This window comes from Mesorhizobium sp. Z1-4, assembly GCF_004000235.1.
GTDB lineage: Bacteria > Pseudomonadota > Alphaproteobacteria > Rhizobiales > Rhizobiaceae > RCIO01.
In genome coordinates, this window is record NZ_RCIO01000003.1 from 609,103 (window position 1) to 631,302 (window position 22,200).

At 61.9% G+C, this 22,200-nt stretch carries 24 protein-coding genes and 3 tRNA genes; 20 read left to right on the forward strand and 7 right to left on the reverse strand.

What is annotated here, in order from left to right:
* The first annotated feature begins 73 nt into the window (after positions 1-73).
* Entirely contained in the window at positions 74-454 is a 381-nt protein-coding gene (locus tag EP165_RS14355; protein ID WP_127523480.1) for an Hpt domain-containing protein, read from the forward strand.
* A gap of 78 nt (positions 455-532) precedes the next feature.
* Positions 533-853 carry a 2Fe-2S iron-sulfur cluster-binding protein gene (locus EP165_RS14360; protein WP_127523481.1) on the forward strand — a complete coding sequence of 107 codons (321 nt, stop codon included), beginning with the start codon at positions 533-535 and terminating at the stop codon, positions 851-853.
* Positions 854-855: 2 nt separating this feature from the next.
* Here the strand turns inward: EP165_RS14360 and EP165_RS14365 are convergent, their stop codons facing one another.
* On the reverse strand, positions 856-1,461 hold the full coding sequence (locus EP165_RS14365) for a DUF922 domain-containing Zn-dependent protease (RefSeq protein ID WP_245440151.1): 606 nt from the start codon (positions 1,459-1,461) through the stop codon (positions 856-858).
* An 82-nt stretch (positions 1,462-1,543) separates the two neighbouring features.
* Between EP165_RS14365 and folP the strand changes: the two genes are divergently transcribed.
* From folP to folK, 3 genes are read left to right on the forward strand one after another with little or no spacing between them, the layout of a single operon-like run.
* On the forward strand, positions 1,544-2,389 hold the full coding sequence (gene folP, locus EP165_RS14370; RefSeq protein WP_245440152.1) for a dihydropteroate synthase: 846 nt from the start codon (positions 1,544-1,546) through the stop codon (positions 2,387-2,389).
* 5 nt (positions 2,390-2,394) lie between these two features.
* Complete coding sequence (gene folB, locus EP165_RS14375) at positions 2,395-2,760, forward strand: dihydroneopterin aldolase (RefSeq protein ID WP_127523484.1); 366 nt, start codon at positions 2,395-2,397, stop codon at positions 2,758-2,760.
* Positions 2,744-3,256: a 2-amino-4-hydroxy-6-hydroxymethyldihydropteridine diphosphokinase gene (gene folK / locus EP165_RS14380; protein WP_127523485.1), complete on the forward strand. Its 513-nt coding sequence runs from the start codon at positions 2,744-2,746 to the stop codon at positions 3,254-3,256. The genes folB and folK overlap by 17 nt, the downstream gene beginning before the upstream one ends.
* A gap of 12 nt (positions 3,257-3,268) precedes the next feature.
* On the opposite strand, the gene tyrS is transcribed toward folK, so the two are convergent.
* Together tyrS and EP165_RS14390 are read right to left on the reverse strand one after the other, a co-directional pair.
* Entirely contained in the window at positions 3,269-4,522 is a 1,254-nt protein-coding gene (gene tyrS, locus EP165_RS14385; protein ID WP_127523486.1) for a tyrosine--tRNA ligase, read from the reverse strand.
* Positions 4,523-4,548: 26 nt separating this feature from the next.
* Positions 4,549-5,223 (reverse strand): alpha/beta hydrolase, encoded by a 675-nt coding sequence (locus tag EP165_RS14390; RefSeq protein WP_127523487.1) that lies wholly within the window; start codon positions 5,221-5,223, stop codon positions 4,549-4,551.
* Positions 5,224-5,441: 218 nt separating this feature from the next.
* On the opposite strand from EP165_RS14390, the gene EP165_RS14395 reads away from it, so the two are divergent.
* From EP165_RS14395 to sufA, 8 genes are all read left to right on the forward strand, one after another.
* A complete protein-coding gene (locus EP165_RS14395; protein WP_127523488.1) occupies positions 5,442-6,602 on the forward strand; it encodes a cysteine desulfurase family protein in 1,161 nt (386 codons plus the stop codon).
* A gap of 147 nt (positions 6,603-6,749) precedes the next feature.
* Positions 6,750-8,273, forward strand: coding sequence for a Fe-S cluster assembly protein SufB (gene sufB / locus EP165_RS14400; RefSeq protein WP_127523489.1), 1,524 nt, complete (start codon positions 6,750-6,752; stop codon positions 8,271-8,273).
* A complete protein-coding gene (locus EP165_RS20420) occupies positions 8,273-8,431 on the forward strand; it encodes a hypothetical protein (RefSeq protein ID WP_164743044.1) in 159 nt (52 codons plus the stop codon). The genes sufB and EP165_RS20420 overlap by 1 nt, the downstream gene beginning before the upstream one ends.
* A 52-nt stretch (positions 8,432-8,483) precedes the next feature.
* Positions 8,484-9,239, forward strand: coding sequence for a Fe-S cluster assembly ATPase SufC (gene sufC, locus EP165_RS14405; protein ID WP_127523490.1), 756 nt, complete (start codon positions 8,484-8,486; stop codon positions 9,237-9,239).
* 9 nt (positions 9,240-9,248) lie between these two features.
* Entirely contained in the window at positions 9,249-10,514 is a 1,266-nt protein-coding gene (gene sufD, locus EP165_RS14410; RefSeq protein WP_127523491.1) for a Fe-S cluster assembly protein SufD, read from the forward strand.
* Between the two features lie 61 nt (positions 10,515-10,575).
* Positions 10,576-11,856: a cysteine desulfurase gene (locus EP165_RS14415; protein WP_127523492.1), complete on the forward strand. Its 1,281-nt coding sequence runs from the start codon at positions 10,576-10,578 to the stop codon at positions 11,854-11,856.
* A 5-nt stretch (positions 11,857-11,861) separates the two neighbouring features.
* A complete protein-coding gene (locus EP165_RS14420) occupies positions 11,862-12,239 on the forward strand; it encodes an SUF system Fe-S cluster assembly protein (RefSeq protein ID WP_127523493.1) in 378 nt (125 codons plus the stop codon).
* Between the two features lie 87 nt (positions 12,240-12,326).
* Positions 12,327-12,713, forward strand: a complete 387-nt coding sequence (gene sufA, locus EP165_RS14425; RefSeq protein ID WP_127523494.1) for a Fe-S cluster assembly scaffold SufA — start codon at positions 12,327-12,329, stop codon at positions 12,711-12,713.
* 9 nt (positions 12,714-12,722) lie between these two features.
* On the opposite strand, the gene EP165_RS14430 is transcribed toward sufA, so the two are convergent.
* Both EP165_RS14430 and EP165_RS14435 read right to left on the reverse strand, forming a co-directional pair.
* Entirely contained in the window at positions 12,723-14,201 is a 1,479-nt protein-coding gene (locus EP165_RS14430; RefSeq protein ID WP_501981681.1) for a DEAD/DEAH box helicase, read from the reverse strand.
* A 182-nt stretch (positions 14,202-14,383) separates the two neighbouring features.
* The gene (locus EP165_RS14435) at positions 14,384-15,163 is read right to left on the reverse strand and encodes an NAD kinase (protein WP_127523496.1); all 780 of its coding nucleotides are present in this window, start codon (positions 15,161-15,163) and stop codon (positions 14,384-14,386) included.
* Positions 15,164-15,302: 139 nt separating this feature from the next.
* Here EP165_RS14435 and EP165_RS14440 point away from each other — a divergent pair.
* The 4 genes from EP165_RS14440 to EP165_RS14455 all read left to right on the forward strand — a co-directional run bounded on the left by EP165_RS14440 (position 15,303) and on the right by EP165_RS14455 (position 19,508).
* Positions 15,303-15,378: transfer RNA gene (locus tag EP165_RS14440), tRNA-Thr, on the forward strand.
* Positions 15,379-15,696: 318 nt separating this feature from the next.
* Positions 15,697-16,365 (forward strand): hypothetical protein, encoded by a 669-nt coding sequence (locus tag EP165_RS14445; RefSeq protein WP_206075913.1) that lies wholly within the window; start codon positions 15,697-15,699, stop codon positions 16,363-16,365.
* A 93-nt stretch (positions 16,366-16,458) separates the two neighbouring features.
* On the forward strand, positions 16,459-17,871 hold the full coding sequence (locus EP165_RS14450; protein ID WP_127523498.1) for a M20 family metallopeptidase: 1,413 nt from the start codon (positions 16,459-16,461) through the stop codon (positions 17,869-17,871).
* Positions 17,872-18,143: 272 nt separating this feature from the next.
* A complete protein-coding gene (locus EP165_RS14455) occupies positions 18,144-19,508 on the forward strand; it encodes a DEAD/DEAH box helicase (protein ID WP_127523499.1) in 1,365 nt (454 codons plus the stop codon).
* Positions 19,509-19,565: 57 nt separating this feature from the next.
* On the opposite strand, the gene EP165_RS14460 is transcribed toward EP165_RS14455, so the two are convergent.
* Positions 19,566-19,796, reverse strand: a complete 231-nt coding sequence (locus EP165_RS14460) for a hypothetical protein (protein WP_127523500.1) — start codon at positions 19,794-19,796, stop codon at positions 19,566-19,568.
* The gene (locus tag EP165_RS14465) at positions 19,793-20,659 is read right to left on the reverse strand and encodes a TrmH family RNA methyltransferase (RefSeq protein ID WP_127523501.1); all 867 of its coding nucleotides are present in this window, start codon (positions 20,657-20,659) and stop codon (positions 19,793-19,795) included. The genes EP165_RS14460 and EP165_RS14465 overlap by 4 nt, the downstream gene beginning before the upstream one ends.
* A 187-nt stretch (positions 20,660-20,846) precedes the next feature.
* On the opposite strand from EP165_RS14465, the gene EP165_RS14470 reads away from it, so the two are divergent.
* The 3 genes from EP165_RS14470 (at position 20,847) to EP165_RS14480 (ending at position 22,056) form a co-directional block, all read left to right on the forward strand.
* Positions 20,847-20,931 (forward strand) — tRNA-Tyr (locus EP165_RS14470).
* A gap of 30 nt (positions 20,932-20,961) precedes the next feature.
* Positions 20,962-21,035 (forward strand) — tRNA-Gly (locus EP165_RS14475).
* Positions 21,036-21,177: 142 nt separating this feature from the next.
* Positions 21,178-22,056: an EamA family transporter gene (locus EP165_RS14480; RefSeq protein ID WP_127523502.1), complete on the forward strand. Its 879-nt coding sequence runs from the start codon at positions 21,178-21,180 to the stop codon at positions 22,054-22,056.
* Positions 22,057-22,200: the final 144 nt, after the last annotated feature.

Consider the following 22,200-nt stretch of genomic DNA (forward strand, 5'->3'; position numbering starts at 1 on the left):
GGCGTGTGCCCGTTAACCGCCCGTGTACCGATAAGCACATACGCTCCGGCGCAGGATCAAGCTGGGGAGCGGAATGAAAGAAGACGAAAGCAGGCTCGAAAACGACGGCGGTGGAGATCATTCGGGCAGGAAGTTCGTCGAGGCGCCTCCCATCGATATGGCGCATTTGACCCGGCATACGCTTGGGGACGAAGAGATTGCGCGCGAGGTTCTGGATCTGTTTCTGATCGAGATGCGCTCGGCGCGGGAAGTGGTTCGCGGCGGCGAGGAAGCCGAGTTGCGCGCGGTTGCGCATCGCATCAAGGGCGCTGCGCGGGCGGTGGGAGCGTTCGGCCTGGCTGAAATCGCGGCCAGGATAGAGGATGCGCCGAAAGACGGCAGCCATGTGGATGATTTTAACGGCCGGGCTGGCGATATCGAGCGCTACATCCTGTCGCTGCAAGGTCGCCGCTGACGCCGCTGCGGGTTGACAAGGCGCACATAGCGACTATCTCGGCTGACTATTCCTCGACTTCTTCCTCCAGGTTCGTCAATGCCCACTATCACCTACGTCGCGTTTGATGGCACGCGCCACGAAATCGACGCGCCCACCGGCTCCACCGTCATGGAGAATGCCGTGCGTAACGGCGTGCCCGGCATTGAGGCGGAATGCGGCGGGGCATGCGCCTGCGCCACGTGCCATGTCTATGTCGACGAGGCCTGGACCGAAAAAGTCGGGCCGCCCGAGGCTATGGAAGAAGACATGCTCGATTTCGGCTACGACGTTCGGCCGAATTCGCGGCTTTCGTGCCAGATTCAGGTCACCGACGAGCTCGACGGGCTTGTGGTCAGCGTTCCCGAGCGGCAGGGCTGAATTCAGTTCCCTTTCGCTGCCCGCTCGATGCGGTAGTTCAGCAGGCGCATAATACGGCGTTCGAAATTGATGCCTTCAACACGGTCGAACTTTGCCTGCGCGGCGTCATGTTTGGCCATGATGCGGTCGGTGGTGCTTTTCGCCTTCGCCGCAGTCACTTCGCAGTTCCGCTCCGGGTAGAGCTTCTTCAATGCGTTTTCCAGCTCCCGCGCATGGTTCTTGGCGATGACGACGTGGCTCTCCTCATGACGCTTGATGTCGGCCGCGAGTGTATCCCATATCAGCTGCGTGTCCTGATCCGACCGGCGGCGTGCCCGCCACCGTGGCAATATCACTTTGGCGTTTACTCTGACTTCCGCATTGATGACGCGGCATCGGCCGTTGCTCTCGCCGTACTGAATTCTGGTGTTGAATTCCATTTCGGTAGCACCCGGATGCCGGCGCCCCGTGCTGTTCAGCTTGGGGCCGCGACGGTCCAGTTCGGTCTGGATTTCGTCGAGATTGCGCCCGCCGATGCTGAAATAGCTGTAGGTCTTGGAAAGCGAAGCGCTGTGTGCGGGCCAGGCCAGCAATGCGGATATGGCTACCAGGGCCAAAATGAATTTCACGGGCGCTTCTCCGGTTGACGTGACTTTGCGCGAGGTGCAAGCCGAGCGCAACGGAATTCTTGGTGCGCTAGCGGACATCTCATTGACCATCGAATCGACGAAGAGCTGGACGCTCGCGCATGGCCGGAGCCTCGAATTGGGCGCGCGGTCTCTCATCATGGGCGTTCTCAATGTCACGCCGGACAGCTTTTCCGACGGCGGCAGGTACGCTGCGGCGGACCGCGCGATCGCTCATGCAGCTCAAATGATCGGGGAAGGGGCCGATATCATCGACATTGGCGGTGAATCCACCCGGCCTGGCGCCGAACCGATCACGGCGCAGGAGGAGCAGAAGCGGATCCTGCCGGTCATCGAAAAGGTGGCCGACATGCCCGGTTCGATCGTTTCGGTCGATACTTACCGGGCCGAAACCGCCCGTCTTGCACTCGATGCCGGCGCTCATATCGTCAATGACGTCTGGGGCCTTGCGCGGGACCGGACGATTGCGGATCTGGCGGCTGCGACCGGCGCCGGGCTTGCAATCATGCATACAGGCCGCGAGCGCGACAAGCTGCCGGATGTGATCGAAGACCAAAGGCTGTTCCTGCAAAACGCGTTGCAGACGGCCTCGCAGGCCGGCGTGAAGGGAGAGCAGATCGTGATCGATCCTGGCTTCGGCTTTGCCAAGGATGCGAATGAAAACCTTACGCTGATCGCTCGGTTCCGGGAACTGGGCGATTTCGGCTTTCCATGGATGGTGGGAACGTCGCGCAAGCGCTTCATCGGCGCTGTGACCGGCCGCGACGGCGATGAACGCGATATCGGCACTGCGGCGACAAGCGTCGTATTGCGAATGAAAGGCGCGGCCATATTCCGTGTACATAATGTCGCAATGAACAGGGCGGCGCTCGATATGGCGGATGCCGTGCTTCAGCATCAGAACGGCTAGAGGCGATGACCGATTACACGATCCGGCTGCAGAACTGTGCTTTTTTTGCCCGCCACGGCGTTCACGACGCGGAGGAGGCGCTTGGCCAGCGCTTTTATGTCGACGCGGTGCTGGCGATCACTTCGCAAAACCCGCTCGATCAGGACGACATTGACGGCACTGTCGATTATGGGGCCGCATTCGCGGTGATCGAGCAGATCGTGACGGGAAAGCGCCGTTTTCTCATCGAAGCGCTGGCGCTCGACGTTGCCAAAGCGCTGTGTGAACAGTTTCCCCAGATCCACCGCGCCGAAATTACCGTCCGCAAACCCAACGCACCCGTCCCGGGCGTTCTCGATCACGCAGAGGTCACGCTTGTCTGGCCGCAATGAGGTGCGCGCCTATGTCGGGCTCGGCGGCAATATCGGCGACCCGCGTGCGACGATGGCGGCGGCGCTGCGGCTACTCGACGGAGATGCCGATATTCGTGTCGCTCGGGTATCTTCGCTTTATGCAACCCCGCCGTGGGGAATAACCGACCAGCCCGACTTCCTGAACGCCGCGGCCTTGCTCGAAACGAAAGTCGAACCACGGGTGCTGCTTGAGCGGTGCCTGGAGACGGAAGCCAAGCTTCATCGGGTACGCGACAAACGCTGGGGCCCGCGCAGTGTCGATCTCGATGTGCTCACCTATGGCGACCGGGAAATCGACGAACCCGGACTGGAGCTGCCGCATCCGCGCATGATGGACCGGGCTTTCGTACTGGTGCCGCTGTTTGAGCTGGCGCCGGAGCTTGTGGTTCGGGGGGCGCGGCTTGAAAGCCGGCTGAACGAAATCGGCCGCGAAGGCATCACCTTGGCGGCCGGTCCCGAATGGTGGCTGGACTGACTGCGCGACCGGTCAGGCCGGGCGGACCAGAATGTGCTTTTTCTTGCCGAGCGAGAGCTTGATCACGCCTTCCGGGCTGACATCGGCATCGGAAACCGAAGCGCGCGGGTCGGTTACCTGCGTGTCGTTGACGCGCACCGCGCCGCCTTGCACATGCCGTCTTGCTTCGCTGTTGGAACCAGCAAGACCAGCCTGAACGAGCAGGTTCAGCAGCCCGGCACCCGCCTTCAGCTCCGCCGCCGCCACATCGATCGACGGCAGATCGTCGGCCAATGCGCCTTCCTCAAAGGTTTTGCGCGCCGTCTCGGCTGCCGCCTCCGCCGCTTCACGGCCATGCAGCAACGCCGTCACCTCGGTTGCCAGAACCTTTTTTGCGTCGTTGATCTCGGCGCCGCCAAGCGCTGTAAGCCTTGCGACTTCATCGAGCGGCAGGGTGGTGTAGAGCTTCAGGAAGCGGCCGACATCGGCATCTTCGGTGTTGCGCCAGTACTGCCAGAAGTCCCACGGGCTCATCATGTCTGCGTCGAGCCAGACCGCGCCTTCCGCGGTCTTGCCCATCTTGGCCCCGGATGACGTGGTCAGAAGCGGAGATGTCAGGGCGTAGAGCTGCGGCGAGCCCAGCCGGTGGCCGAGATCAATGCCGTTGACGATATTGCCCCACTGGTCGGAGCCGCCCATCTGCAGCCGGCAGTCGTGACGCCGGTTCAGCTCCACGAAGTCATAGGCCTGGAGGATCATGTAGTTGAATTCCAGGAACGACAGCGACTGTTCCCGGTCGAGCCGCAGCTTCACGCTGTCGAAGGACAGCATGCGGTTGACCGAAAAATGCCGGCCGACATCGCGCAGGAACTCGACGTAGTTCAGCTTGAGCAGCCAGTCGGCATTGTTGATCATCAGGGCGTCTGTCGCACCCTCGCCAAATTTGAGGTAGGGCTCGAAATTCCGCCGAATTCCGGCGAGATTCTCCTCGATACCGGCGACTGTCAGGAGCTTGCGCGCCTCGTCCTTGAAGGAGGGGTCGCCGATCATCGACGTGCCGCCGCCCATCAGCGCGATAGGCCGATGGCCGGTCTGCTGCATCCAGTGCAGCAGCATGATCTGGATAAGCGATCCGGCATGCAGGCTCTTCGCCGTAGCGTCGAAGCCGATATAGGCGGTCACCGTTTCCTTCGCGAAAAGCTCGTCGAGGCCGGTTTCATCCGAAATCTGGTGGATGAAACCGCGCTCGGAAAGTGTGCGCAGGAAATCGGATTTGAAGGCGGACATTTTGCGGAACCTGTAGGGTAAGTCGTCTATCGGATGCGTTTGGGGCGCGGTTCGGCAAGCTCGCCGCGCAGGCGCGCGTCCAGATAGTCGGAACACTCCTCGATCAGCAGATCGGCATCGTTGGAAAAGAAGTGGTTAGCGCCCGGCATGATCTTCTGGGTGATCGTGATGCCTTTTTGCGTGTGCAGCTTGTCGACCAGCACCTGGACGTCCTTCGGCGGCGCGACACGATCGGCGTCGCCATGAATGATCAGGCCGGACGAGGGGCAGGGTGCCAGGAACGCGAAGTCATAGATGTTGGGTTGCGGCGCGATTGACATGAAACCTTCGATTTCCGGACGGCGCATCAGAAGCTGCATGCCGATCCATGCGCCGAACGAATAACCGGCCACCCAGCAGCTCTTGGAATCGGGGTGCAGCGACTGGATCCAGTCGAGTGCCGCCGCCGCGTCCGAGAGTTCGCCCGTGCCGTGATCGAATTCGCCCTGAGAACGGCCGATGCCGCGGAAATTGAACCGAAGCGTGGTGAAATTGCGCTTCTGGAACATGTAGAACAGGTCGTAGACGATCTTGTTGTTCATCGTCCCGCCAAACTGCGGGTGCGGATGCAATACGATCGCGATCGGCGCGTTCTTCTCGCTGGAAGGCTGATAACGGCCTTCGAGGCGGCCAGCCGGTCCGGCGAAAATGACTTCGGGCATGATATTCTCCGTGTCGAACCCTTTTCCGCTGGCCGGGATGCCGTTTGGCGTTGCCCTTGACGCGGCGGGGTCGGCTTCTTAGAAACCAGTTTAGAATTATTCAAAACTGGAAACGCTTCGGGTGTCCAGTTGGCAAGGCGGGTAAATAGGACGGCGAAGCCTTCAATTTCAAGGAAATAACGCCGCTCCGCTGAATTGCGGGCTGAAACGGACAAAGCGTGACGAAGACGCGGACATATCTCGACTACAATGCCAGTGCCCCGCTGCTGGCCGAGGCGCGTGCTGCGGCTATCGCGGCACTTGATAGCGCCAACCCGTCTTCTGTCCACTCGGAGGGCCGTGCGGCGCGGCAGATGGCGGATCGCGCACGGCGTTCGGTGGCGGCCCTGGTGGGCGGCGAGGCCGAGCATGTCATCTTTACGTCGGGCGCAACAGAGGCTGCCGCAACGCTTCTTTCGCCTGACTGGCGCATGGGCCGCAGCGCGCTGCGCTTCTCCAAGCTCTATGTGTGCGAGGCCGATCACGCCTGCACGCTGGGCGGCGGGCGTTTTGATGCCGGCGACGTGGTGCGTTTCGGTGTCGATGTAAACGGCATCGCCGATCTCGCTGGGCTGGAAAGCGTTCTCGCCCAACATGACCGCGAAGCCGGTTTGCCTCTGGTGGCGGTTCATGCGGCCAACAACGAGACGGGGGTCATTCAGCCTGTTCAGGAAATTGCGCGGGTGGTGAAAGCTGCCGGTGGTGTTCTGATTGTCGATGCAGTGCAGGCCGTTGGGCGTATTTCTATCGAAATTACAAATGACTGCGGTGATTTCTTTATCTTGTCGGCGCACAAGATCGGTGGCCCGAAAGGTGTCGGCGCGTTTGTCGGACGCTCGGATCTGATGATGCCGGTGCCGCTTATCACCGGCGGTGGGCAGGAAAAGGGTCACCGCGCCGGTACTGAGAACCTTTCCGGGATCGCCGGTTTTGGCGCGGCCGCCGAAATTGCCGCAGCCGGGTTCGACGCGATGGACGCGATGCGGAATTTGCGGGACAAGGCCGAGGCGGCCTTATTGCAGCAGTTTCCAGGTGCGATCATCCACGGAAAGAGCGTCGCGCGGCTTGCCAATACGTCGCTGTTTACGATACCCGGCCTGAAAGCGGAAACAGCGCTGATCGCATTCGATCTGGCCGGTATAGCAGTTTCGTCGGGATCGGCCTGCTCCTCGGGGCGAGTCGGTCCGAGCCATGTTCTGAAGGCAATGGGTTTCGACGCTGAAGAGGGCGCCATTCGATTGTCGACAGGGCCCGAAACAACCCAGGCCGACATCGGGCGCTTCGAGGCGGCGCTTGCAGATATTGCGGCGCGTCGCGGTGGCCGGCCGAAAGCAGCATGACGGGCGCGCTCGCGGTGCTGAAAATTCGAACGGGGTCGTGAAAACGGACCCTTGAGTGATTATGTTACGTGCATGCCGCCGAGTTGGCGGACGCATATGACGTTTACGACTGCCGGACCTTGAACCCGGCCAGGATGGAGAACGCCAATGCCTGCTGTGCAGGAGACGATCGAACAGGTCCGTAAGATCGACGTCGATCAGTACAAATACGGATTCGAGACCGTCATTGAGACCGATAAGGCTCCCAAAGGCCTCAACGAAGACATCATCCGGTTCATTTCCGAGAAGAAGGACGAGCCGGAGTGGATGCTCGAATGGCGGCTGGGCGCGTTCCGGCGCTGGCTGACGCTTGAGGAGCCCAACTGGGCGCGCGTCAGCTATCCGAAGATCGATTTTCAGGACATCCACTATTACGCCGCGCCGAAAATGCAGTCCGGCCCGAAATCGCTCGACGAGGTCGATCCCGAGTTGCTGCGCGTCTACGAGAAACTCGGCATTCCGCTGAAAGAGCAGGAAATCCTCGCAGGCGTGCAGAAGCCGTCTGCCGAGGAAGACGAAAGCGAGAGCGCCAACGACAATGTCTACGCGTCGGGCCGCGTTGCGGTCGATGCCGTGTTCGATTCCGTTTCCGTCGTCACCACCTTCAAGGAAGAACTCGCCAAGGCCGGCGTCATCTTCTGCTCGATCTCGGAGGCGATCCGCGAACACCCGGAGCTGGTGAAGAAATATCTCGGCTCCGTGGTTCCAACCTCCGACAATTATTACGCCACGCTCAACTCTGCGGTCTTTACCGACGGCTCGTTCGTTTATGTGCCCAAGGGCGTTCGCTGCCCGATGGAGCTTTCGACCTATTTCCGCATCAACGAAAAGAACACAGGCCAGTTCGAACGTACGCTGATCATCGCCGACGAGGGATCCTACGTTTCCTATCTGGAAGGCTGCACCGCACCGCAGCGCGACGAGAACCAGCTGCACGCCGCCGTTGTGGAGCTGATCGCACTCGACGATGCCGAGATCAAATATTCGACGGTCCAGAACTGGTATCCGGGCGACGCTGAGGGCAAGGGCGGCATCTACAACTTCGTCACCAAACGTGGCGATTGCCGCGGCAAGAACTCCAAGATCTCCTGGACCCAGGTGGAGACCGGTTCGGCGATCACCTGGAAATACCCGTCATGCATTCTGCGCGGCGACAACAGCCAGGGCGAGTTCTATTCGATTGCCGTGTCAAATGGTTATCAGCAGATCGACAGCGGCACCAAGATGATCCATCTCGGCAAGAACACGGTGAGCCGGATCATTTCCAAGGGCATCTCGGCCGGCAATTCGAACAATACCTATCGCGGCCAGGTTTCGGTTCACCGCAAGGCGTCGAATGCGCGCAATTTCACCAATTGCGACTCGCTGCTGATCGGCAATGATTGCGGCGCGCATACCGTGCCGTATATCGAGGCCAAGAACGCGTCGGCCAAGCTAGAGCACGAAGCGACGACGTCGAAGATTTCCGACGACCAGCTGTTTTACGTCATGCAGCGCGGCGTACCGGAAGAAGAAGCGATCGCGCTGATCGTCAACGGCTTCGTCAAGGACGTGATCCAGAAACTGCCGATGGAGTTTGCCGTCGAGGCGCAGAAGCTGATCGGCATTTCGCTCGAAGGAAGCGTCGGCTGATGGATCCGATCACGCTCGCCTTCTACGGCGCCGTCTGCGGACTGCTGGCGGCATTCGTGCCGAGCGCCAGCCGCGCTTTCCGCTTCGCACTGGGCGTCGGTGTCGGTCTCGTTGCCGCATCGCTGCTGCCATCGTTGCGCGCCCTGACCGGGCTCTAGGCCCCGAAAGAACTGAATGCCGCCCCCGCGGCCACGACCTGAAAGAACGCACATGCTTGAAATCAAGAACCTGCACGCCCGTATCGCCGAAGACGGCACCGAGATAATCCGCGGGCTCGACCTGACCGTGAATGATGGCGAGGTGGCCGCGATCATGGGGCCGAACGGCTCCGGCAAGTCCACGCTCTCCTACATCCTGGCAGGACGCGACGACTACGAGGTCACCGACGGCGACATCCTCTACAACGGCGAATCCATCCTCGATCTAGATCCGGCCGAGCGTGCTGCAAAGGGCGTATTCCTCGCATTCCAGTATCCGATGGAGATACCCGGCGTCGCGACGATGGAATTCCTCAAGGTGGCGATGAATTCGCTGCGCAAGGCGCGCGGGCAGGACCCGTTGAAGATCCCCGAGTTCATGAAACTCGTGAAGGATGCGGCAGGTTCGCTCGAAATGAACCTCGATATGCTCAAGCGGCCGCTCAATGTCGGCTTTTCCGGCGGCGAGAAGAAGCGGGCCGAAATTCTCCAGATGAAGCTTCTGGAGCCGAAGCTCTGCGTTCTGGACGAGACCGATTCCGGCCTCGACATCGATGCGCTCAAGATCGTCGCCGATGGTGTGAACGCGCTGCGCTCGCCTGACCGCTCCATGGTTGTCATCACGCATTACCAGCGGCTGCTCGACTATATCGTGCCGGATACCGTGCACATTCTATCAGCCGGCAAGGTTGTGAAGTCGGGCGACAAGTCGCTGGCGCTGGAACTCGAGCAGAACGGTTATGCCGGCGTGATCGGCAAGGCGGCATAGGCGGCGAAGATGAACGTGCACACAGAACCGCAACTAACGCCGGCCGAGACAGCGTTGGCCGAGGCGTTTGCAAAGCGCCTCTCCGACCTGCCGGGCAATGAAGATGTGACGCTTCAGCGTGACGCTGCGATGGAACTTGTGAAGCGCGGGCTGCCGACGCGCAAGGTCGAGAGCTGGCATTATACCGATTTGCGCCGGCTCCTGAACGCAGTGCCTGAATTCGACCGTTCCGCAGCGCCGCAGGCGGTGCCTGTGCTTATCGACGGTTCATCACGCCTGGTGACGGCAAATGGCCGCGCTGAGGCTGCGGAAGCACCCAAGGGTGTCGTCATCGAACGGCTGTCGAAGCTCCTTCCGGGCGGCGACCTCGCAAGCCCGCTTGCCACCTACGGTGGTGACGATGCGGTGGGTGCGATCAACGCTGCTTTCGTTTCCGACGGTTATTCGATTGCGATCGAAGACGACGCAAAGATAGAGTGGCCGATTGAGCTGCAGAACCTGCATGCCGGCGGCCAGACGCATACACGCTTCGCCGTCACTGTCGGCAAGGGCGCGAAGGTGACCTTCGTAGAGCGCCAGACCGGCAATGGCAGGGCACTCGTCTCATGTGTAGACAGCCTGAAGATCGCGGATGGCGCCGAGGTGCACTACGTGATCCTCGTCGAACAACCCGACACCGTCTCCTATCTTGGTCAGTTCCAGGCTGAAATCGGCGAAAAGGCCAACCTGTCGCTCTTCATCATGAATGTCGGCGGCAAGCTGGTGCGGCAGGAAGTGCGCGTCACGATGCCGGGCGAGGGCGGCCATTTCGAACTGCGGGGCGTGAACCTTCTCGCCGGCTCAACGCATAATGACGTGACGATGGTGCTCGATCATTCAGCACTGGACACCACCTCCACCGAGCTCATCCGCAACATTGTTACCGATAAGGCTCATGGTGTCTTCCAGGGGCAGATCAGGGTAGCGCGCGAGGCGCAGAAGACCGATGCCAAGATGGCGTGCAACACGCTGGTGCTGTCGGACGAGGGCGAGTTTTCGGTCAAGCCCGAGCTCGAAATCTTCGCTGACGACGTGGCCTGCGGCCACGGCGCGACGGTTGCCGAAATCGACCATGCGCATCTGTTCTACCTGATGGCACGCGGCATTCCTGAAAAGGAGGCCCGGGGCCTTCTGGTCAAGGCTTTCCTTGCCGAGGTGATCGAGGAACTGGACGACGAAACGCTCGTCGCGGTTCTGGAGCAGCGGCTTGAGGACTGGTTCGAGCAGCACGGGTGAATTGGCAAAAGCGTCATCCTCGGGCTTGTCCCGAGGATCTGCGACGTTGCGGAGTAAGGCGATGGTCGAATCTGTCGGTGAGAGGACAATAGATCCTCGGGACAAGCCCGAGGATGACGGCCGTTTTTTTGACGTCGAGGCCATTCGGCGCGACTTCCCAATCCTCGCCCGCGAGGTATACGGCAAGCCGCTGGTCTATCTCGACAACGGTGCATCGGCCCAAAAGCCGCAGGCGGTTATCGATGCAGTCACGCACGCCTACTCGCAGGAATACGCGAATGTGCATCGCGGGCTGCATTTCCTCTCCAATGCGGCGACCGACGCTTACGAGAAGGCGCGCGAGACCGTCCGCGGCTTTCTGAATGCCGAAAGCGTCGACGAGATCGTCTTCACCAAATCGACGACCGAGGCGATCAACACGGTCGCCTATGGCTGGGGCATGCCGAACATAGGCGAGGGCGACGAAATCGTGCTCTCCATCATGGAGCACCATTCCAACATCGTACCCTGGCATTTCATCCGCGAGCAGCAAGGCGCCAAGCTGGTCTGGGTGCCGGTGGACGAGGAGGGCGCGTTCGACCTTGCGGAGTTCGAAAAGCGCCTGACCGACCGTACGAAGTTGATCGCGATCGCTCACATGTCGAATGTGCTCGGCACTGTGGTGCCGGTGAAGGAAGTCGTGCGCATCGCTCACGAGCGTGGCATTCCGGTCCTGATCGACGGCAGCCAGGCGGCTGTGCACATGCCGGTCGACGTGCGCGATATCGGCGCGGATTTCTACGTTTTCACCGGCCACAAGGTCTACGGTCCGTCCGGCATCGGCGTGCTCTACGGACGCAAGGAGATGCTTGAGGCCATGCGCCCGTTCCAGGGTGGCGGCGAGATGATCGAGGACGTGTCGGAAGACAACGTCACCTACAACGACCCTCCGCACCGTTTCGAGGCCGGCACGCCGCCAATCGTGCAGGCAATCGGGCTGGGTGCCGCGCTCGAATATATGCAAGGGGTTGGCCGTGAGGCGATCGCCGCGCACGAGGCCGAGCTGCGCGCCTATGCGCATGAACGGCTCGCCGGTATCAATTCGCTCAGGATTTTCGGCAACGCTCCGGGCAAGGGCGCCATCATCTCGTTCGAGATGCAGGGCATCCATGCGCATGATGTCTCCATGGTGATCGACCGCGCCGGCGTTGCGGTGCGGGCCGGCACGCATTGCGCGCAGCCGCTGCTCAAGCGTTTCGGCGTGACCTCGACATGCCGTGCCTCATTCGCCATGTATAATACCAAGGCCGAGATCGACATTCTGGTCGAGGCGCTCGACAAGGCGCGCAAATTCTTCGGGTGATCGAGATGAGCGACGAACAGACAATCGCGGAAACGCCAAACGCGGCGACGGTGCAAAGCTCCATCCCGGCGGACGAGCTTGCGCGCCTCAGCGACGACATCATCAGCGCGCTGAAAACGGTCTACGATCCCGAGATCCCGGCCGACATCTACGAGCTCGGCCTGATCTACAAGATCGATGTGGAAGACAATCGCGAGGTCAAGATCGACATGACGCTGACCGCGCCAGGCTGCCCCGTCGCGGGCGAAATGCCCGGCTGGGTTCAGGATGCCGTAAACACAGTAGAAGGCGTCTCCGGCGTTGATGTGCAGATGGTTTTCGACCCGCCCTGGACGCCCGACCGAATGTCGGAAGAAGCCAAGGTTGCCGTTGGCTGGTATTGATGACCTTGCGATTGCGCTGTTTCTTCACCATTTTCAACTAACGGTACAATCATTCCGCCGGCCTTGAACCGGCGACGAATGGAGCAAATGATGGGTTTTGAAGTCATCACGATGACCGACCGGGCAGCGGAGCGCGTGCGCGAGATCGTCGACGCGCGCGACGGCGCCAGAGGCGTGCGCGTCGGCATCAAGAAGGGCGGCTGCGCCGGTATGGAATATACCGTCGATCTGGTGACGGATCCGGACGCCAAGGACGACCATGTCGAACATGCGGGTTCGCATGTCTGGGTGGCGCCGGAGGCGGCGCTCTATCTTCTCGGCACCGAAATGGATTTCGAAGTCACGACGCTGCGCACCGGCTTCGTCTTCAACAATCCGAACCAGTCGTCTGCCTGCGGTTGTGGCGAATCGGTGGAACTGAAGCCGGCTGACCTCAAGGCGCTGGCCGAAGCCCGCGCGGCTGGCAACGCCTGACCGCTGAGGTCAGGCGCGAATGGCGATCTTCATGAAATCGGGCATGTCCTCGCCAAAACCGAGCGGGGCATCGCCATCTTCCTTATCCGGCTTGCGCTGACCGCGCTTCCGGTCGGCGTTGTCGGCGCGCGCGGCATTCGCTTCGCGAATATTGTCCTTGCGCTCGCTCTTTTCGGTCCGTTCGCTCTTGTCGGCAGCCTTTTCGGCCTTTTCCCTGGTCTCTTTTGCCTCTTTGGCGTCCCTGGTCTTGCCGCCACGCGTCTTGCTGCCTGAGCGGCCGCGGCCCCGGGCCGGCGCTTCGTCTTCGGCATCGGTGGAAAGCGACGTCAGATCGCCATCCAGCCATTCGATATCCTGGCCGGTCAGCTTCTCGATCGCGTCGAGATATTTCTGGTCAGACCTGGTGACGATGGTGAATGCCTTGCCGGAACGTCCGGCACGGCCGGTGCGGCCGATGCGGTGGACATAATCCTCGGCGTGGATCGGCACGTCGAAATTAAACACATGGCTGACATCGGGGATGTCGAGGCCGCGCGCGGCGACATCCGACGCCACCAGCAGCTTCAGCTTGCCGGCGCGGAACCCTTCGAGCGTCGCCATGCGGGCGCGCTGGTCCATGTCGCCATGCAGCGCACCGGCGTCGAACTCGTGCTTGATGAGCGAGCGGAACAGCTCCGACACATCCACTTTGCGGTTGCAAAAGATAATCGCGTTCTTGAGTTCGGCCTCTTCGGCGCGGATCAGGTTGCGCAGCGTCTCGCGCTTGTCCCAGGCCTTGCCCTTCGACTTCACGATGCGCTGCGTGACATTGGCAGCCGTCGTCGACGGACGGGCAACCTCGACGCGCACCGGCGCCTGCAGGAACTGCTCGGTGAGCTTGGTAATCTCCGGCGGCATGGTGGCGGAGAAAAACAGCGTCTGGCGCGTGAACGGGATCAGTTTGCAGATACGCTCGATGTCGGGAATGAAACCCATGTCGAGCATGCGGTCGGCTTCGTCGATGACGAGAATGTCGACACCGGTCAGAAGCAGCTTGCCGCGTTCGAAATGGTCCAGCAGCCGGCCAGGCGTCGCGATCAGCACATCGGCGCCGCGCTCCAGCTTGCGGTCCTGCTCGTCGAACGACACACCGCCGATCAGAAGCGCGATGTTGAGGCGGTGGTTCTTGCCGTATTTGATGAAGTTCTCTTCGACCTGCGCAGCGAGTTCGCGCGTCGGTTCGAGGATCAGCGTGCGCGGCATGCGCGCCCGGGCACGGCCCTTTTCGATGCGCGAAATCATCGGCAGCACGAAGGCGGCGGTCTTGCCGGTGCCTGTCTGGGCGATGCCCAGCACGTCCTTGCCGGCAAGTGCATGGGGAATGGCGCCGGCCTGGATCGGCGTCGGCGTCTCGTAGCCGGCCGACGTGACGGCGTCGAGCACCTTCGTCGAAAGGCCTAACTCTGCAAAGGTGGGCGTGCCCACTGCTTTATTGTCGTTGTCTGACACTCTATTGGCTGTCTTTGTGCTGGCCGGCGTGGTTCACGAGGTTCGCCCGGCGGGTCTTCGATGCAAGGCACCAAAACATGGGTCGCGTACGGTGCGTACGGGTGCATGTCAACACGAAGGCGCCGGAAATGCGGCAAATCGGGCGCATTTCTTGAAATAACGGTAAATTCAGCGCGAGATCGTCAGTAGCGGAACTGTTCGGCCAGGATACGCTCGTTCCAGGAATGGCTGGCGTCGAAAAGGATGCGCAGCGTCTGCTCGTGCGATTCTGCAACCGACACGCTCACGACCGAGCGCACTTCCGAGTGGTCGGCAACCGCATTCACGGGACGTTTGTCGGGCTCCAGAATGTCGAACCTCACCTCGGCCTGATTGGAGAGCAGCGCACCGCGCCAGCGGCGGGGCCGGAACGGGCTGACCGGGGTCAGCGCCAGAAGTGGCGCATCGAGCGGCAGGATCGGCCCGTGGGCGGACAGATTATAGGCGGTCGAGCCGGCCGGGGTCGCCACCATCACGCCGTCGCAGACCAGCTCGTCGAGCCGCACATGGCCGTCGATGGTGATGCGGACCTTGGCCGCCTGGGCGGACTGGCGGAACAGGGCCACCTCGTTGATCGCGAATTCCGACACCGTCTCGCCGTCCGCGGTCGTCGCGTTCATGACCAGCGGGCGCAGCGTGTCGGCTGTTGCCTCCGCGATGCGCTCGCGCAGCCCGTCTTCGCGGTATTCGTTCATCAGGAAACCGACGGTGCCGCGGTTCATGCCGTAGATGCGCCGCTGGTGGCCGATGTTCTCGCGCAGCGTCTGCAGCATGAAACCGTCGCCGCCGAGCGCGATGATCACATCGGCGTCGGCGATGTCGGACTGGCCGTAGAGCGCGGAGAGCCGCCGCGCCGCGTCGCGGGCGTCGCTGTTGTCCGCGGCCACGAAGGCGAGGGACTGCGGCAGGGCTGAAGCGTCCATTTCTCCTCCGGCGCGGGCGCTGACCTATCGTCGAGTGGGTAGCACCTGAACCCGCTGGTGCAAAGGCCACGCGAACCCTATGTAGGAAGCGAAATCGGACTTTCCCCGCCGCCATCTTCTGTGCTAGGCGGCGCCAAGTGCCCTTGTAGCTCAGTTGGTAGAGCAGCGGTTTTGTAAACCGAAGGTCGCGGGTTCAAATCCTGCCGGGGGCACCAGTTTTCCAATCGTTCACCCTGGATTGCTTTTGCCGTTTCCGGCCTTGAGAGGGCCGGGCGGATGTGGTTGCTATGCGCCACTGGGGCAAATCAGTGCGGCGGCGTAATCGTTGCGCGCGTAGAGACTGAGAATTGCGAGGAGTTCGCATGCCCCCAGCATATCCTGGAATAGGTTTGCGTTTCGCCACTGTAATGCGCGCGGTGGCTCGCTTCTTCACAGTGCTGGAGCGCGTTCATCTCTTAGCTCGGGCTTGCAGGCGAACATCCGCTAGGTCTCTTCCCGCTCGATTATCACGAGCCAGCAGCGTCACTTTGCTGATGTCAACCGTCATCCTGCTTGGTGGCTGCGGCGAATTAGGATTCAATAACTGGCGTTGGCATCAGAAGATGACAGTCGAGGTCGAAGTCGACGGTCGGTTGGTCTTAGCTTCTGCGGTCAGTAGCGTCCACTGGTGGCCAAATTTCTTCGGTACCGGAGGGTGGGGCGGCCCTGATTGGCTTTCCGAGGTTGAGGGCGAGGCCGTTGTTGTCGATTTGGGCGAGCGAGGGATGCTGTTCGCGCTTCTCAGCGATGCGAACCGGCAGGAGTATACCGAGAACCTGCCAAGCCGTGTGCTTGCGGACACGACAGAACGTGTCTGGGGCAAGGAGGCCTTTTCTGAGGTCGTCGTAACAAGGCGTATTCTTCAGGTGCCACCGAAACTCTACCCGCTGCTGGTCACATTCGACGACATCAACGATCCGACGACGGTGAAGCGCGTCGATCCCGACAATCTAGCTGCCAGCTTCGGTCTCGGCGTGTCGCTGAAGCGCATTACGCTGACGATCACCGACGAACCGGTGACTGAGGGCGAGGTGGAGAAGCTATTGGGTTGGCTGAGGGAGTATTACGGCAAACAACTCGACGGACGGCGATACGAGACGGTCAACAGTACCAACCGCTTCGCTAACTCACTTGGCGCAGGCAGTTTCGATACACAGAGGTGACGCACTTTCTTCGTTGGTCCAGCAGCAACCCCATCTTCCAGCCTTCGCATTTGAGCCTATAGTCATGCCCAGCGACTTGCGGAGGAGAGCGTCTTGGACAACGCACCCGAGATCTGGAAACACGTGGATGACAACGCGCCGGAGCTGATCGCACTCAGCGACCGGGTCTGGGGCATGCCGGAGACCTGTTATCAGGAGGCGCGGTCCTGCGCGGAGCACACCGCCGAACTCAGGCGGCAGGGGTTCCGCATCACCGAAAACGTTGCCGGCATTCCGACCGCCGTCATGGGCGAGGCGGGTGAGGGCGGGCCGGTCATCGCCTTTCTCGGCGAATATGACGCGCTGCCCGATCTCAGCCAGGAGGCCGGCGTTGCCGAGCCGCGGCCGCTCGAAAAGGGCGCCAACGGCCATGGCTGCGGCCACAATATGCTGGGCTCCGCTGCGATGCTCGCCGCAATCGCGGTGCGCGACTGGCTGAAGGAAAGCGGAACCGCCGGCCGGGTGCGGTATTATGGCTGCCCGGCCGAAGAAGGCGGTTCGGCAAAGACCTTCATGGTGCGCGATGGCGCGTTCGAAGATGTCGACATCGCGATCTGCTGGCACCCGCATTCGGTCTGCGACGTCATGGTGGCGGAATCGCTTGCCAATGCGCGCATCGATTTCACCTTCCGCGGCCGCGCCTCGCATGCCGCGGCCTCACCGCATCTTGGCCGCAGCGCACTCGACGCGGTGGAGTTGATGAATGTCGGCGTCAACTATCTGCGCGAGCATGTGCCGCCGGAATCGCGCATCCATTACGCGCTGATCGATGCCGGCGGCATCGCGCCCAATGTCGTGCAGGCCAACGCCACCGTGCGTTATCTGATCCGCTCACCCGACCTCAAAGGCCTGTTGCCGCTGATCGAGCGGGTGAAAAAGGTGGCGAATGGCGCGGCGATGATGACGGAAACGACCGTCGAGGCGCATACGCTGTCCGCTGTCGCCAACCTTCTCGGCAATGCGCCGCTGGAAGCCGCCATGCGGCAGCATCTGGAAGCGCTCGGCCCGCCCGACTTCGACGATGACGACCGCGACTTCGCCAGCGCCATCCAGGGCACTTATGGGCCGGAGGAGATTTCCGATTCGCTGCACATGTTTGGCATGGACGGCGTGATGCCCGGGCCGCTTTGCGACCGGCTGGTGCCGGCCGATTCACCGCGGCTCGGCATTTCCGGCTCGACAGATGTCGGCGATGTGAGCTGGGTGGTGCCCACCGTGCAGATGTGGGGCGCGACTTATGCGATCGGCACGCCGTTCCACACCTGGCAGATGGTGACGCAGGGCAAGAACGCCGCCGCGCATAAGGGCCTGGTGCATGCCGCCAAGGTGATGGCGGCTGTCGGCAGGCAGGCGATTCTTGAGCCGGAGCTGATCGCGGCAGCGAAAGCAGATCTGCGCCAGCGCACCGAAAAGACGCCCTATGTCAGCCCGCTGCCGGCCGATCTGATGCCGCCGCTCGAGATGTAAGCTCGGGCGGCGCGTTGTGCGCTGCAGCGAAATCATTTGCTATTAAAGGCCGCGCAGCCTATATGCGGGGCGCGTGCCGCGCGTAGGTGACGATATTTTCGTCGGCGGCACCATGCAGCATCTTTCCTCCCAAGTCAGATCGTTGCCCAATTTCACGGCGCATGAGGCGCCGACGCACCGGCGGCTGATCTACGCAAGCTTAGCTTAAAACCAATTGACCGTGACGGTCCCGGAGTTTTCCGCGGGCCGCGACGGCATATGAAAGACATATCTTGAAACAGTTTTCGGAACTCGGCCTCGCCGAGCCCATTCTTCGCGCGGTGTCGGGCGAAGGTTACACCAATCCCACGCCGATCCAGGCGGAAGTCATCCCCGCACTGCTTGGCGGGCAGGACCTGATCGGCATTGCCCAGACGGGCACCGGCAAGACGGCGGCTTATGTGCTGCCGCTCCTCAATACGATCCTCGCCGACAAACGGCGCGCCGCTCCCAAGAGCTGCAAGGCGCTTATCCTCGTGCCGACGCGCGAACTCGCCAAACAGGTGTCGGACAGCATCCGCACCTATGGCCGCAACATGCGCGCTTCGCTCGCCGTCGTTGTCGGCGGCGTAAAACCGTCGCCGCAGGTGCGCGCGCTGGCGCAGGGTGTCGACATCGTGATCGCCACGCCCGGCCGGCTCGAAGACCATCTGCGCAATGGCGCGGTCAAGCTCGACCGCACGCAGATCGCGGTGCTCGACGAGGCCGACCAGATGCTTGATCTCGGCTTCATTCCGGCGATCCGGCGTATTCTTGGCGCGATCCCCGCGACCCGCCAGACCGTGCTTTTGTCGGCGACAATGCCGAAGCAGATTCGTGCGCTGGCGAAGGATTTCCTTAACGCACCGGCGGAAATCGCGGTGACTCCGGCGTCCAAGCCGATCGAGCTTATCGACCAGTCGGTACGCTTCGTGAATGCCGGTGCCAAGCGTGACATGCTGGTTTCGGTCCTGAGTGACGCGAGCGTCGAACGCGCCATCGTCTTCACCCGCACCAAACATGGCGCGGACAAGGTCTGCCGGCATCTCGAAAAAGCAGGGCTTGGAAGTGCCGCACTGCATGGCAACAAGAGCCAGGGCCAGCGCGAGCGGGCGCTCAAGGAATTCCGCAACGGCAAGGTGAAGGTGCTGGTGGCGACCGACATCGCGGCGCGCGGTATCGACATCGACGGCATCAGCCATGTCGTCAATTTCGAGCTGCCCAATGTGCCGGAATCCTATGTCCACCGCATCGGCCGTACCGCACGTGCCGGCGCCAGCGGCGTGGCGATCGCGTTCTGCGACAGCTCGGAGCGCAAGCTCTTGCGCGATATCGAGAGGCTGACCGGACAGAAGCTGGCGGTCGTCGGCGATGAGCCGGCGCAGCTGGAAGGCGCCGAGCACGACGCTGGCGCGCAGCGCGCGGCACAGAACCGCAACCGCGGCCGCAATGGAAACCGCAACAACCGCAACGGCAAACGCGGTTCGGGGCACGGCCAGCAGCGTAGCACACAAGCTTCAGATGGAGCGCCGCGCGGACCGGGCGGCGCCAAGCCCAAGGGCCGCTGGAAGCGCAACAAGCGCTTCAACGACCGGGGACGCGCGGCAGCGGCCGTTTAAGCCCAATCATTCGAAATGCAGAATTGCGCCGGCGGCATCGTGCTGCCGGCGTTTTTGTTATGAACGGGCTTTTTTGAGCAGCGAGCGGACCAGCGACACCGCAAAGAACAGAACAAAGCCGCCGATAGCGCCGAGCACGAGGTTGAGACCGGCATCGAGCCGGCAGGTCAGCGTGTCTCCGGCGCGGCAGGACGGGTCGAGATACAGCGCCAGCAGGATCAGGCAGTAGATCACGACCGGGCCGGCCGCGAGGCCGAGGATTCCCCAGATGACAGCCAGCCGGATCATTTTCTTGTTCCGGCCAGATGCCGCCGCGCGGCGTAGAGCGAGACCGCGGCTGCGTTCGACACGTTGAGCGAGCGGATCGGGCCCGGCATGTCGAGCCGGGCAAGCGCCGATACTGTTTCGCGGGTCTTTTGCCTCAGGCCTTTGCCTTCGGCGCCCAGCACAAGTGCGATACGGGCGCCGTCGAACGATGCTTCCAGCTCGGCTTCGCCGTCGGAATCGAGACCGATGGTGTGGAAGCCGGCTGCGTGCAACTCGCCGAGCGCATCGGCGAGGTTTCGCACCTCGATATGGTCGATATGCTCCAGCGCGCCGGATGCTGCTTTGGCAAGCACGCCGCTTTCGGCGGGGCTGTGGCGCGCGGTGGTGATCAGGGCGTCGACACCGAAGGCGACTGCGGAGCGCATGATCGCCCCGACATTGTGAGGGTCGGTCACCTGGTCGAGCACAAGCAGCAGATTTGCGCCGGCAAGGTCCGACAGCCGCCGCGTGGACATGGGTTCCACCTCGATCACAGCGCCTTGATGCACGGCGTCGGGGCCGACCAGCTTGTCGATGGCGCGGGGCTCGACGACCTCGAACGGGAAGGGGTGTTTGTCGGCTTCGGAGAAACCCAGCCGCGCGAGCGCGTTGCGGGTCGCCAGCAGCGACTTGATGCGCCGTTTTGGATTGTCGATCGCGGCACGCACCGTGTGTAGGCCGTACAGCCTGACGAGGCCAGGCGGTGGCGGCTCGACCTGCACAGAGCCGGGACGCGGCCTGGGCATGGCGCCGGGGCGCGGTCCTGCCTGCCGGTCGCGATGCGCGCGGCGCAGCCGCGCATAATGCCGGTCCTTCGGTGTGCCGGGTTTGTCGTCGTCGCTCATGGCTCGCCTATAGCCTGCCAATCCCGTGCTGGATACCGGCTTGTTGTTTCTTAAGCGATAATGCGTGCGAGCGCGGTTGACACCGAAATGGCTTGTCGCCATAAGGCGCTTCGCGGTTTTTCGGGTTGCCCGCAATTGGCCTTCCCGACCGCCAAACTGCCTCGCAGCATGGCTTCTGCGGTTACGTGGAGGGGTGTCCGAGTGGTTAAAGGAGACGGACTGTAAATCCGTTCGCTATGCGTACGCTGGTTCGAATCCAGCCCCCTCCACCACCGCCGCACAAGAAGCCGATACCGACGGGCGCGGGTATAGCTCAATGGTAGAGCAGCAGCCTTCCAAGCTGAATATGCGGGTTCGATTCCCGCTACCCGCTCCAAGGTCCGGCGCGCGGGCCTCGTATTCAGCATCGCGAAATCTTCGGTTCAGGCGAATTCACTGGGACTGCCGGTAATTTGTGAACTATCAGGCTGCGACCGCGTCGCCTGAAACGGCCGTGTGCTCATTCGAGGCCGTGGACCATGTCGCTGAAACATATCGCGCTCGCCGTCTTCCTTACCGCCATATGGGGGTTCAATTTCGTCGTCATTCGGCTCGGTCTCGACAGCCTGCCGCCGTTCCTTCTGGCAGCGTTGCGCTTTGCCGTTGCAGCGGTGCCCGCGTTCTTTATCGCGCGGCCAGCCCTTTCCTGGTCGCGGCTGTTCGTTATCGGCATGGCGCTCTTCTTCGGCCAGTTCGCCTTCCTCTTTCCGGCGATGACGGTCGGCATGCCGCCGGGACTGGCTTCCGTGGTGCTTCAGTCGCAGGCGTTTTTCACCGTCCTGTTTGCAGCCACGCTGCTCGGCGAACGGCCGCGGCTCATGCAACTCGCAGGCTGCGCGGTCGCCGGGGCAGGGCTTGTCACTATCGCCATGACGACAGGTCTCGGTTTTACGATGGGTGGCCTCCTGCTGGCGCTGGCTGCTGCTGCAAGCTGGGCGATGGGCAATGTGCTTGTCCGTATGGCCGGCAAGGTCGACATGTTTCCGCTGATCATTTGGCTGTGCCTGATCCCGCCGCTGCCGTTTCTGGCAATGTCGTTCGTGTTCGAGGGCTGGCCGGCGATCCATGGGGCATTGTCGGGCCTTTCGGCGATCGGTATCGGCTCGATCCTGTACCTCGCCATTCTTGCCACAATCGTCGGCTTCGGAATCTGGGGCTATCTGCTCAGGATATATCCGGCCTCGACCGTTGCACCGTTCTCGCTGCTGGTACCGCTGTTCGGCACGTTGTCGGCATATCTGGTGCTTGGTGAAACCTTCTCGCCGATGCGGCTCGCGGGCATGGTTCTCGTCGTGTTCGGGCTGACTTTCATCGTCTGGCCCGCCCGTCGGCGAATAGCGTCGCCGGGCCGCGCCTGACCCCGTTTCCGCGGTCGGATTTACACTTGCACCTCGCGGGTGAAAGCCTTATGTCGCCACGTTTGAGAGCGGGGGTGCCCCCGTGCAGCGAAAACCACAGGAACTAGGGCAAGATGGCCAAGGGTAAATTCGAGCGTAATAAGC